General features: G+C 34.5%; 11 protein-coding genes and 1 pseudogene. 7 read left to right on the plus strand and 5 right to left on the minus strand.

Annotation, left to right across the window (positions count from 1 at the left end; genetic code table 11):
• Nucleotides 1-86 precede the first annotated feature (86 nt).
• Nucleotides 87-845: a hypothetical protein gene (locus OPR39_RS00100; RefSeq protein WP_265038732.1), complete on the plus strand. Its 759-nt coding sequence runs from the start codon at nucleotides 87-89 to the stop codon at nucleotides 843-845.
• A 62-nt stretch (nucleotides 846-907) separates the two neighbouring features.
• The gene (locus OPR39_RS00105) at nucleotides 908-1,168 is read left to right on the plus strand and encodes a hypothetical protein (protein ID WP_264331268.1); all 261 of its coding nucleotides are present in this window, start codon (nucleotides 908-910) and stop codon (nucleotides 1,166-1,168) included.
• 136 nt (nucleotides 1,169-1,304) lie between these two features.
• On the opposite strand, the gene OPR39_RS00110 is transcribed toward OPR39_RS00105, so the two are convergent.
• The 3 genes from OPR39_RS00110 to OPR39_RS00120 form a co-directional block, all read right to left on the minus strand.
• Nucleotides 1,305-1,676 carry a helix-turn-helix domain-containing protein gene (locus OPR39_RS00110; protein ID WP_041582616.1) on the minus strand — a complete coding sequence of 124 codons (372 nt, stop codon included), beginning with the start codon at nucleotides 1,674-1,676 and terminating at the stop codon, nucleotides 1,305-1,307.
• Between the two features lie 34 nt (nucleotides 1,677-1,710).
• On the minus strand, nucleotides 1,711-2,043 hold the full coding sequence (locus OPR39_RS00115) for a helix-turn-helix domain-containing protein (RefSeq protein ID WP_041582615.1): 333 nt from the start codon (nucleotides 2,041-2,043) through the stop codon (nucleotides 1,711-1,713).
• Nucleotides 2,044-2,146: 103 nt separating this feature from the next.
• Nucleotides 2,147-2,806 carry a JAB domain-containing protein gene (locus OPR39_RS00120; RefSeq protein ID WP_012673223.1) on the minus strand — a complete coding sequence of 220 codons (660 nt, stop codon included), beginning with the start codon at nucleotides 2,804-2,806 and terminating at the stop codon, nucleotides 2,147-2,149.
• Nucleotides 2,807-3,140: 334 nt separating this feature from the next.
• Between OPR39_RS00120 and OPR39_RS00125 the strand changes: the two genes are divergently transcribed.
• Nucleotides 3,141-4,850: an ABC transporter ATP-binding protein gene (locus tag OPR39_RS00125; RefSeq protein ID WP_015589073.1), complete on the plus strand. Its 1,710-nt coding sequence runs from the start codon at nucleotides 3,141-3,143 to the stop codon at nucleotides 4,848-4,850.
• Nucleotides 4,851-5,082: 232 nt separating this feature from the next.
• Nucleotides 5,083-6,639, plus strand: coding sequence for a cell envelope integrity protein TolA (locus tag OPR39_RS00130; protein ID WP_265038734.1), 1,557 nt, complete (start codon nucleotides 5,083-5,085; stop codon nucleotides 6,637-6,639).
• Between the two features lie 330 nt (nucleotides 6,640-6,969).
• Here the strand turns inward: OPR39_RS00130 and OPR39_RS00135 are convergent, their stop codons facing one another.
• Nucleotides 6,970-7,095: a hypothetical protein gene (locus OPR39_RS00135; RefSeq protein ID WP_007549126.1), complete on the minus strand. Its 126-nt coding sequence runs from the start codon at nucleotides 7,093-7,095 to the stop codon at nucleotides 6,970-6,972.
• 518 nt (nucleotides 7,096-7,613) lie between these two features.
• Nucleotides 7,614-8,943: pseudogene (locus OPR39_RS00140) on the minus strand (IS4-like element ISWosp9 family transposase).
• Nucleotides 8,944-9,040: 97 nt separating this feature from the next.
• Between OPR39_RS00140 and OPR39_RS00145 the strand changes: the two are divergent.
• The 3 genes from OPR39_RS00145 (at nucleotide 9,041) to argS (ending at nucleotide 11,916) form a co-directional block, all read left to right on the plus strand.
• The gene (locus tag OPR39_RS00145; protein ID WP_265038748.1) at nucleotides 9,041-9,562 is read left to right on the plus strand and encodes a hypothetical protein; all 522 of its coding nucleotides are present in this window, start codon (nucleotides 9,041-9,043) and stop codon (nucleotides 9,560-9,562) included.
• Between the two features lie 86 nt (nucleotides 9,563-9,648).
• Nucleotides 9,649-10,116 carry a hypothetical protein gene (locus OPR39_RS00150; RefSeq protein ID WP_265038749.1) on the plus strand — a complete coding sequence of 156 codons (468 nt, stop codon included), beginning with the start codon at nucleotides 9,649-9,651 and terminating at the stop codon, nucleotides 10,114-10,116.
• A 93-nt stretch (nucleotides 10,117-10,209) separates the two neighbouring features.
• The gene (gene argS, locus OPR39_RS00155) at nucleotides 10,210-11,916 is read left to right on the plus strand and encodes an arginine--tRNA ligase (protein ID WP_015589069.1); all 1,707 of its coding nucleotides are present in this window, start codon (nucleotides 10,210-10,212) and stop codon (nucleotides 11,914-11,916) included.
• Nucleotides 11,917-12,014 lie beyond the last annotated feature (98 nt).

The raw sequence follows: 12,014 nt of genomic DNA on the forward strand, positions 1-12,014 counted from the left end.
TAAATCAATAAGTCGTATAATATTAACAATTAAATAATATTTATCACGATATGATCGAATAGTAATGAAATTAAGTGAGGGTTACAATGAAAAAAATAAATGGTAAAAAATTGTCTAGTAAAATGTTAAAAGCGGTAGAGCGAATAGCAAAAGAAGGGTTATTACCTAATTTTATAAAAGCTGCTCCAACAGCAAATAAAAAGATTAGTAAATTGCCTGTCTTAACATATCCTGAGGAGCTCAATCCATTTCGATCAGCTTTATGCAGGATAAGACTAAGTGAATATGAAAATATGAAACTAAATGAATTCCTGGAAAAAGCTATTGCAGCTAAAAATATAAACGAGTTAAGTAAAGTTATCGATGAAGCTTTGGACTTAGGAATAAGAATAAATGCTGCCAATGAAGATGGCTTTAGCTTTGCTAACGTTACAATGTTTAAGATGTATCGTGATGAATTCAAAGGAAATAAACAAGAGGATATAATCAGGAGGTTAGCCTTAAATGGAGCAGATTTTAATGTACAAGTTGATAAGAAAATAACTGAAATGTATCAAAAAGTGCAAAAAGAAATTGAGCCACAAATATATAGTAGGCTCAAGAAACTTAGGGAAGTTGGAGAAGACGCTACTATAGAAGGAACTGTTGAAGATGTAGAAATCGATAATAAGACCTTCTATATTGAATTTTCACATAGCTGCATAGTTGATGTTGCCAAAGTTGTAGAAGGTGCAAAAAATTTGGGCTTAAGTAAAGGAGACTTAAACCTTGGCGGTAGTATCATAAAAATAGGTGATGGTGAAGTTGAGGTCAAAACTGGGAAGACGGTAAAAGAAATTACGTAGATATATCCGATAACAGCGCTTTTACAGTAACACTTTGCACTAGCCTAGGAGAGCTAAATTTAATGGTATATCATGACACAGAAGACTATCATCAAGTACAAGTTGAGGTAGAAGATGAAGAAATGTGGAACGAGTTGCAAGAAATAGGAGAAATCGTAGGAAAGGGTTGTTTATTTGGTGGAATGTCTGTTAAAGAAGTAGTGGAAAAAGGCAGCTTTACTAGATGTGGAAGGTGGGGCGACCAAAATTCTAAAAGTAGTGAGACCTTTTCTTGGGTGAGCAAATTAAAAGATACCAAAACGACATCTGTAGGACGTTCTTGATTGGTGGCTATGTTTTTACATAGCCATAATTATTGCAAAGTAAAGTAGTTCTTGAAATTTAATCAAAATTACCATAAAAAATTTACCTTAACTAGCATTGCTTGTAGAAGTGGATTGAAGATATATTCAGGCAATATTATTTATTGGCAAGCGCTTTTATCACTGAATGCACAATATCACGCAACGTTTCATCCTTAATTTTCCTGTATTCCCTCACTAGCCTTGATATTTCTTCACTACCCACATCGCTACAAAAGGCCTTATCGTGTAAGTCTTCAGAAGCTTTGGTAAAAAAATATGACATATCAACGGACAAAGCTTCTGCCAAATTATACAATCTATCAATTACAAGCCTTACCTCTCCAGTTTCATATCCTTGTATATGCTGAAATGAAATTCCGAGCTTTTTTCCTAAGTCTCTTTGGCTAAAACCGCATATTAACCTTCTCTTCCTTATTCTTTCACCTATTTGTTTATCAATAGGATGTTGTTCATCTTGTACAATCATTTATTAATATATTAACTGAGGTATTGAAGCAATACTAACTCTCATTGTAACTTTGAGAAAAAGATTTTACCAATATATAAACTACGCTACGTAACCTTTTGCTTTTAATTTCATTATATCCTTTGACTAATTTTAGTATTTCTTCATCATAAGTTTCATGTGAGTCGACATGCACATCAGTAAAAAAATCAGCCACATTAATCGATAGTGCTTTTGCTAAGTCGTATAGCCTACTGGCCAAAATTTGGTTTGAACTATTTTCGTACCTTTGTATTTGTCTATACGAAACGCCTATTTTCTTTCCCAACTCAGTTTGTGTTAAACCACAGTATAATCTAAGCTCTTTTATTTTTTTGCCTAATTCCACCTTTCATTACTAATTTTAGCTGCTCAAGCTTATATTGAATTTTTTAATTTATGAAGTAGAAAAAAAGAAGGAAAGTTGGAGAACTTTCCTTCCGGTCTACAGATTACAATAAACCACTATCATAAAAACTAAAGTGGCTCTTCTGTGTTACGATTATGTGATCTATTAATTTCATTCCTACATTTTCGCAGGTTGCAGCTAATGTAAGTGTGTTATCCTCATCCTCCTTTGATGGTTCTGTATCTCCACTTGGATGATTATGTGAAATTGCAATAGATGATGCATCGATCAGTAATCCCTGTTTGATTATTTCTCTCACATATAGAGGTACTCTGTCTATAGTTCCACAGTCTTGAATATACTCGTATATCAAATGACCACTTCGATCTAAGTATATTACTCGCAAGCTTTCCTTTCGTGACTGCCCTATTGCTGTTTTAAAGTATTTTAGTAGCTCTTCTCTGTTATCAAGAATCGACAGCTTTTTTAACTTACCTTTCAGTATCCTATCGAAAATCTCTTTCAGACAAAAGATACTTGCTATTGCTCCATCATTCATTCCTGTAACATTTTTTAGCTCATGAAAGTCAGCGTTAATTACCCTTCCTAAACTACTAAAGAGCTCTATTAGCTTTTTGGCCACTTCTCTTCCTTCTTCACATTCAGATAGAGTACGTTCCAGTAGCTCATGGTCAAGTAAAGACCTGCCTCTACTTGATAAAATGCGAGTTTCCAATTTTTCTTTTCTCTCACTATTATTCATAAAAACCTCCAAGGTCAACATTATATACAAATTCAACGCCAACTTTCTGACGCAGTAGTTCTCGAGGAATAACCCTTTTGAACTCTAAATTTGCAATGTTGTCCTTGTTGCTTTAATCTGCAGATTGGCGAAAGCAAATACAATAGCTTCACTGTTATGATAAGGGGGCTGGCGAAGGGTGTCAAGGAAGTTTTTTCGTTTCTGCGAGCTACTACCCTTTCTTGGTGGACTAAAATCACAACAGCTGCAGAACCTAAATTGCTTCATACTACACCTTTTCCCTTTCCCCTGAAACTAGAATCTATATACTTAACTTTAGAAACTTTAAAATAAGATGCGATCTAATATTAGGCAGTTATTTTACTATATAAAGCCTAATCTATCTTATTTCATCATAGCTTTTATTGCAGTTTTATTTTCAGCCTTAATGATCCTCCTCTTTGGCAGAGGCTTAAGCAATATAATTGATTCTGGCACAGAGCACGATTTTACTACCAAACTATTAGTTGCAATACTTATAGTTTTAGCCATTTCTCTCACTGCATTTACTCGGCTATATTTCATTGGCATTGGCAGCGAGAAAGTTATCGCAAGAATCAGATATGACTTATATAGCAGTATCACTAACTTGCAACCAAGTTTCTTTGAGAACACAGGCGTACAAGATGTTATTTCAGCGTTAGTTACTGATACCTCTGTGCTGCAATCAATAATAAACAGCAGCTTACTAACCATATTACGAAATTTTGTGATTCTGATTGGTAGTGTTGCTATGTTATTGTATACAAATATACAACTAACTGCGTATGCAGCCGCAATAATACCTATACTACTCATTATCATGACCTCACTTGGAAAAAAAGTGCGTAGCTATGCACGCTTTGCCCAGGATAAATTAAGTGAGCTTGCGTCATTTAGTGAGGAAAATTTTAGATCTATAGTGACTATCAAATCGTTTGTACTCGAGGAAAACGAAAAAATCCGTTTTAAGGAACATTTAAACTCAGTATCAAAATCATACGTAAAATTAGTACTCTTGCGTGCTATTTTAGTAACTCTAGTTATCACGTGTGTGATAGGTTCACTAGTTGTTTTGCTCTTTTTTGGTATTAAAGAAGTCTTAAGCAATAATATAACTATTGGAAAACTCTCCTCATTTGTGTTTTATTCAGCGCTCGCAGCAGGAGCTATAAATAATTTGAGCGATAATATCAGTGATTTACAACGAGGTCTTGGAATAGTAGAGCGTTTATTTGAATTTAAAAATATGAAAAGCTCTATAGCAGATCCCGATGATCCTATAAAAATTTGTAGTGTTCAAAAGGGAATTTCGTTTAATGGCGTAACATTTTTTTATGAATCTCAGTCTGATAAGCCAGCGTTAAATAACGTATCATTTTCTATAGAGGCAGGTCAAGCAGTATCAATTGTTGGACCATCTGGCAGTGGTAAAAGCACCATTTTAAAGCTTCTGCTCCGTTTTCATGATCCAAACAAAGGTAGCATTACTATCGATGGGCACAATATTAAGTCAATTGCGCTAAATGACCTCAGATCGTTGTTTGGCTTAGTGCCACAAGATCACATGATATTTTCTTGCTCAATAATGGAAAATATACTATATGGCAAACCAGGTGCCGAATATGAGGAAGTGAAGCAAGCAGCCATCAGCGCTTATGCGATGGAATTTATTGATAAGCTGCCTGATAAATTTGATACATTTGTAGGAAAAAGAGGATTAAAACTTTCTGAAGGACAAAAACAACGTATTGTAATAGCAAGGGCCATACTCAACAATCCTCAGGTTTTAATACTGGATGAAGCAACCTCTGCCCTTGATTACAAAAGTGAGAACCTCGTGCAAAAAGCCTTGAGCAAGTTAATGCAAAACAGAACAACAATCGTAATTACACACAGGCTATCAACCGCACTCAAGACTGACAAGATTATAGTAATTAATCATGGAAAAGTAGAAGAAGTAGGAACTCATGACTCTCTAATAAGTAAAGACGGGCTGTATGCAAAACTGGCGAAGATACAGTAGGCATGAAATATTGTGTAAATTAAAAGAGAATTTAAGCTATATCGTTGTTGATTTAATGAGTATGCTAGATTTAAAATTAAAATTAAAATTATTAATTTTTTAATTTTATTATTTTATAATGGTTCCATAGTTATCCGGAAATTTCGTGACCTGTGGTTTCTTTCATTCACGTTATATTCATAGCTTGTTCTATCTTAATGTAATTCCAATTTTAACTGTATAGGAGGTCTCTATGTTAAAACATAACTATAGTGATAAAATCAATAATCGCTATTCATATACTAACAAATTTTCTTATAGTGATGAGGGTGTAGATGAGACGATCAAGGATAAAATCACAACTGAAGATCAGGTAGTAACTGATGATAAGGTAGTAACTGAGGATCAGGTTACGGGTCTAAGAGATCAGATCGAAAAAGAGAAAAAGGATGATGAATTTACCAGAGAAACACTTGAAGAGTGCAAAGACAGGGCTAAGAAGGCAGAAGATGGTGCTAAAAAGGCAGTAAAACGTGCAGAAGATGATGCTAAAAAGGCAATAAAACAAGCACATGGTGAAGCTAAAGAAGCAAAAGAGCAGTTTGCGAAATGTGAAAAAGATGCTGAGAGGATAAAAGATGATGCTAAACAGGCAATAGAACGTGCAAAAGATGATGCTAAAGCAAAAGCCGATTTAGCAATAAAACAAGCTCAAGATGAGATTGAAAAAGTGAAAGCAGAAGCTAAACAGGCAAAAGCAGACGCTGGAAAAGCAAAAGAGGAGGCTGAAGGGATAAAAGAAGCATTTGTACAGTGTGAAAAGAAAGTTGAGAAAGCCAAAGAAGAAGTTGTAAAGTGTAAAATTGGAATGGCAAAAGCAGAGGTTGAGTGGTATAAAAAAGAAGCTGAAGAATGCAAAAAAGAGAAAGGAATTGGTACAGGCAAACCTGATACTGGTGAAAAAGGAGATGAAACTGGTACAAACAAACCTGATACTGATGAGAAAGAAGATGAAACTGGTACAAACAAACCTGATACTGATGAGAAAGAAGATGAAACTGGAAAAGCAAGTGTCATTACATCTCAAGAAATAACCTTAGATTGTTCCCAAGCTGAAAATTGTGGAGCATATGCTTCTTGGTATACAGCTTATAATAAGATAGGTCATCAAGGTTTTAATACATCTGATTTACTAAAGGAATTGTATCCTGAGATGTATAGTAATCCTAAAATTGCGACATATATAGAAAAGGGAATAGAGGGTTATTACGGTGTAGTAAATTTTAAATTTGCCTTTACAGAGCTTTTTGATTCAGCACACTATTTTAGTAATATGTCATGTAAAAAATGTATGGATAATCCACAAGAGATAGCCTGTCAAGACGATGAAATTAAGAGTTTCTGTTACCCTGCCGGTTATCATAATAATAAAGAATACAACAAAAGCTTTTTTATGAGAGAATCATGTCCTGATCTCATTAGAGAGTCCGATCGAACAATTGTTGCGAAAGCAAAACAAATTGCACCATTGATACTTGTTAACACATTAGGACAAATGATAGATAAAGAGGGCAATAACACTCAGATATTGTATAGTTCATTAAAGCCTTATCTAAAGGCTAATGGCAAAATAAAGGACTGTGGAGTTGACAAAAAGTGTGAAGATTTTGCTAAAATTATGAAGAAAGTTGCATGGGACAGTGATAAGGAAGTACTATTAAAAACTGTTTTTGATAGTACGGAAAAAACAAATCCTTACTATTATGATAATGAGGATAGTCTTGTTTCTGTTGATACTAATTTTATATAAGACTGAATGCTTTCTGGGCTTTTCAGCCCAGATGGCATTTTTGCAGAAAAATAGAGTGAGTAACCAGGATCGAACTGGCGACATTCAGCACTACAAACTAACGCTCTGCCAACTGAGCTACGGTTGCCAATAGGAACTCACAACTCTCTAATAAGTGAAGACGGGATGTATGCAAAACTGGCGAAGATACAGTGGAGTTGAAAAAAAATTTAAATCATACCGTTAGTTGATATGCTAGATTTATAATTTAAATTATTAAATTTTTAATTATTTTAATTTATAATAATCTCATAGTATTTTTTAAAGGATCATTATGGTTTATAATTATAGTCATTTACCAAAACTACCATGTACGGCTTTTAATTCGCCAGCATCAGTTTCACCAACACCAGTATCGAACTGTGCACAAGCTTGTGCACCTGCATACGCACCTTGTGCTACTAATTCGTGCCACAATCATTTTAACTCATATCATAATTATTATGACACATGTCATAATCCTTGTGATGAATTTGGGTTTCTTTGTTAGAAGATTGTTTTTAAACAACTCATAAACGCACGTCTAGCTATACGTGCTTCCAAGAGCACATGGGTGTTATTCAACCCATGTGTTTCATGTTTTGCTTGAGAAGATAAGCAATTGTTATTCACAGTAACCATATATTACAATTTATTTCAGCAACACGACTAATTTGACTACTGACAGCTTCTTCTTGGAATCTTATCATTATTCTACCATAGTAAAACTTTTAACTCTAATATCTGCTACATTAAAGTCGTATTTTGAAATGTACTGTAGGTTAAGGACTTTGTATATGCTAATTTTAGCCTTAAAATTATTAAATCATTAACTTTTTTATCCTATAATAATCTAATAGTTGCTTTTTAAAGGATTTTTATGACTTACAATTTTTCTTCGTATCCACGTATGGATTCATGTACTCCTGTGCGCACAGCTTGCATAACCATACGCGTCAAGTTAAGGAATGTAGAGAGCTTAAAGTAGATACCCTGGTCTTCCTATATCTGTCTTTCAAAGAAAACTTTGACCAGATTATAGTAAGCTTTTTTAGAAAAATTTTTAAATTATTGACAATATTGTTTAATATCAAAAAGAGCTCTCTAACCCGCCTTTTCAATTCAATAAATGCCTTTGTTAAACTGAGCTCCGTGTTCTTTTTTAGTTTTACACAGCCAATCATTCCGTGAAATACGAGAATAGCACATAATTTTGCGTATAGCTCGCACAATACTCTAAATGGATTTGTCTTTCCTTTTAGTTTATCAAGATTGATATGACTTTTATATAGTTTAAATAGTAATTCGATTTGCCATCTTACTCTATAAACCGTCAATATTTGTTCAGCATTAATTTTACTCTCTGGAACATTAGTTATAAATATTGACCAATCTAATAACTTTTGATTCTTTTGAGAAGATGTATATCCATGTGACTTTGCTAATTTATTAGCCTTTCTTCTTCTAGCCATAGACTGTTCTTCAGTTAGCTTTTGACATATAATTCTTACCTTAATTTTTACTTCCTTTCCTAATAATACTTCTTTTTCTGAAGATAATTGACCTTCCAAATACTCCAATAGCTCTATTTTTTGATTTGTTTCTATATCATATATATTGGTATCAGACTTATAACGACTAACAAAATATGCACCTGCTTCATCAATCTGTTTAAAAGAACTAGGCACAAAGTAGCCCAAGTCAAATATTAGCAAATCATTGGCTGATAAACCGTTCAGATAATCCCTATAACCTTGATCCGACCTTATTCCTTCCATAAAATTTAACTTATCTAGCGCTTGATTCAGGTAATCAAAGACTAACTGTAGCTTTATTCCTGATTTGGTATTATTCTCACAATCTCTATAGCTACTGCCATATCCTTTGTACATATCTTCCATGCTACTGGGCAGGCTAATGTAGCTGCTATCCAATAATTTAACGCTTCCAAATTGCTGTAAAATTTTGCAATCAATCTGTAGACTTTTTTTTAAATAAACACAAAGCTTCGTTATACATTTTTTTCATGAACTCAACTGCTTCTTCACTAAACCTAAAATCTAAACCCTGTTTTGTAATTTCTATCGAGTCTTCATTTAGCAATTGGCACATTGTTTCTATGCTGCAATCATCAACTCCTATGTTACCAAAAACCATAGCTTTTATGAATGATGAGCCATTAAGTTTTCTCTTTCTTTTTATAAAACCTACTGCAATTGATATTTCGTCTGCTTTTTCATTAAAGAATTCATTGAGGTCTTTTGATAAGCAAGCTATTCTGTCCATTGTAAGTTCTCTCATTCATATATCCAAGAGAATTTATACCTTATTATTTTCCTTCACTCTATCAACTTTACTTACACTTTTCCTTAACTTGACGCGTATGGCTTGCATAACTGACCCACGGTACCATCATAACTTTGACCCACGTTGCCATAACCGCTTTGACTCGCGGCATGATGGACTCGAATTAAATATACAGCTTCCCGAATTCGATTTAAATATACCACCTTGTCCTGCTTGTCCTGATACTGCTTGCCCCCCTGCTCCTGCTTGTCCCCCTTGTCCCCCTTGTCCACAAGTTAAGCCTGAACCTGAATCTAAAACAATCGTTGATTTTTCAAAGCTTGCAATAACGGTCAACCCAATAACTGATGATATTCTTGATATTGAGACCAGAGAGCCAACAGGCTACAAGTTTAAAGAATGTGCAAAAACTATTCAGAATGCTAAAAACAACCTTCAGGTTATAGATGGTAAACTTGTGGGCAGTTGTGAAAACAATTCTGAATGTGATAAATGTGTAGAAGTAATAAACTCTTCTATATTAGATGCAAAAAGTGCTGAAGCCTTTTTTTCTACCCACAATATGTCAGTGTTAGAAGGCACTGTTCATATTATATAAAAGTAATACAGTGTGTACATTGTTAGTACACACTTCCATCTTATGGTTAATTTTTTAATAATTTTATTTACTAATGGAGATATTTTATGCCAACGAATACTTTTTCTTGTCCGAATCAAAAAAATGCAAATCATGTACGTATATTGCCACTTGATACGTGCTATGTCAGTGATATGTTGAAAATTAATTTGTTCACAAAGTTGGATGATTGTAAAGTCAATAAGGGTAAGTTGATTTATGATAAATGTGGTAAAGATCTTAAGTGTAAGATTGATGATAAGACTAAGAATGAACTGAAAGAAAATATTAAGAATGAACTGGAGAAAGGTCTTAAGTGTGAGATTGATGATAAGACTATGAATAAACTGAAAGAAAGTATTAAGAATGAACTGAAGAAAGAGAAAGAGCCTGATGATGTTAAAGAACCTGATGATGTTAAAGAACCTGATGATGTTAAAGAACCTGATGATGTTGAAGAGCCTGATGCTGGTAATGATGGTTACAGCGAAGGTATGGCTTTCTCTTACCATGGTTACGGCAACGACTTAATATAAACTCTGATCCAGGAAGATAAAATAGTTAAGATAAACCTTCAACTAGTCCCACTTATTCACTATACTGCTATAGATTTTATAGCAGTATAGTGAATGAACATTTTTAAGCAGATTTCCTCTCTAATCTTTAGTAAATTGAATGAGTTGAAACAAAGGGGTGTTATAAGCACAAGTGCAGCAAACTTTATCATAGAGCCTCCAAGCAATAGAGTCCATGGAGACATTTACACAAATGTTGCTATGGTGCTTGCAAAGCATGAAAAGAAGAATCCCATTGAAATTGCAGAGGTTTTAGCCAAAGAATTTGAACTTTTTGATGAAGTTGCAAAAGTGGAAATAGCAGGCTCTGGTTTCATCAACATGCACTTAAAAATAGAAGTGTGGCATGGAATTTTAAAACAAATAAATGAGCTAAAAACAGAGTTTGGCACCCTAGATATAGGGAACAATCAGGCCATCAATGTTGAATTTGTATCTGCAAATCCAACTGGTCCACTGCATATTGGTCATGCAAGAGGGGCAGTATTTGGTGACGTTCTGGCAAATTTATTGAAAAAAGTTGGTTATAAAGTTACTAAGGAGTACTATATTAATGATGCTGGAGCACAGATAGATACGCTAATTCGGTCAGTGTATTTGCGATATAAAGAAGCTCTGGGAGAAAAAATTAGTGTTGAAAAAGGTTTATACCCAGGTGAATATTTAAAACCGATAGGGGAGGGGCTGGCCAAAAAATATGGCGCAGAGCTTCTAGAAAAGCAAGATAATCAAGTGATTAGAGACTATACTTTAAGTTCTATCTTAGAAATTATAAAGGAAGACATGAACTTACTTGGAGTAAATCATGATGTTTTTACTTCAGAGTATGAGCTACAAAAAAGTGGCAAAATTGAAGAGAGTATAAAGATATTGTCTGACAAGGGTCTAGTGTATGAAGGGTACCTGGAGAAACCAAAAGGCAAAGAAAGCGAAAATTGGACTTCCAGAAAAGAGATGCTATTTCGCTCTACAAAATTTGGTGATGACGTTGACCGTGCATTGAAGAAAGAGGACGGCAGTTGGACTTATTTTGCCTCGGATATCGCTTACCATTTTGATAAGATATCGCGTGGTTTTAACAATATGATCGTAGAGCTTGGTAGTGACCACGGCGGTTATGTCAAAAGACTCAAAGCAGTCGTCTCTGCGCTCAGTGATGATCAAGCAAAAATAGAGGTAAAACTGCATAATATTGTGAATTTTTTCGAGAACGGCAAACCTGTTAAGATGTCCAAAAGATCAGGAAATTTCCTCACAGCAAGGGATGTAGTGGAAGAAGTTGGCAGGGACATAACTCGTTTTATAATGCTAACACGCAAGAATGATATGGTCTTGGACTTTGATTTTGCTAAAGTTAAAGAACAGTCAAAAGACAACCCTATTTTTTACGTGCAATATGCGCATGCTCGTGCTCATTCGTTAATGCGTAATGCTCCAAAAGAGCTCCCAACAGCAGATCCTTCACTTTTAAGGACAGGTGGAGAGCTCTTCCTCATAAAAACCTTAGCAAAGTGGCCAGATGTGGTAGAAATTGCAGCAAGGCTTTGTGAGCCACACAGAATTACTTTCTACTTACTTGAAGTTGCAGAAGCGTTTCACGTTTTATGGGGGTATGGCAAGAGTGATTTAAACATGCGTTTCATACTGGAAGACAACTTAAACCTCACCGCTGCAAGAATGTTTCTCGTGCAAGCCTTAGCGCACGTCATCGCTTCTGGACTTTCTATCTTCAATATAGAGCCTTTGGAAGAGATGAGTTGATTTTTTTATGCAAGATTGTTTTTTCAACGAATAGAGAAGTTGACAAAATTAAGTAAAAATGTTATAGTTTATTGACCTTACCCAGAAAAAGTGGAGAG

Origin of the sequence: Wolbachia endosymbiont (group A) of Yponomeuta plumbellus (assembly GCF_947251575.1) — a bacterium.
GTDB lineage: Bacteria > Pseudomonadota > Alphaproteobacteria > Rickettsiales > Anaplasmataceae > Wolbachia > Wolbachia pipientis.

Coding starts and splice junctions, on each gene's coding strand:
- OPR39_RS00100 (WP_265038732.1), top strand. CDS start 87: ATGAAAAAAATAAATGGTAAAAAATTGTCTAGTAAAATGTTAAAAGCG.
- OPR39_RS00105 (WP_264331268.1), top strand. CDS start 908: ATGGTATATCATGACACAGAAGACTATCATCAAGTACAAGTTGAGGTA.
- OPR39_RS00110 (WP_041582616.1), bottom strand. CDS start 1,676: ATGATTGTACAAGATGAACAACATCCTATTGATAAACAAATAGGTGAA.
- OPR39_RS00120 (WP_012673223.1), bottom strand. CDS start 2,806: ATGAATAATAGTGAGAGAAAAGAAAAATTGGAAACTCGCATTTTATCA.
- OPR39_RS00125 (WP_015589073.1), top strand. CDS start 3,141: ATGCGATCTAATATTAGGCAGTTATTTTACTATATAAAGCCTAATCTA.
- OPR39_RS00130 (WP_265038734.1), top strand. CDS start 5,083: ATGTTAAAACATAACTATAGTGATAAAATCAATAATCGCTATTCATAT.
- OPR39_RS00145 (WP_265038748.1), top strand. CDS start 9,041: ATGGCTTGCATAACTGACCCACGGTACCATCATAACTTTGACCCACGT.
- OPR39_RS00150 (WP_265038749.1), top strand. CDS start 9,649: ATGCCAACGAATACTTTTTCTTGTCCGAATCAAAAAAATGCAAATCAT.
- argS (WP_015589069.1), top strand. CDS start 10,210: ATGAACATTTTTAAGCAGATTTCCTCTCTAATCTTTAGTAAATTGAAT.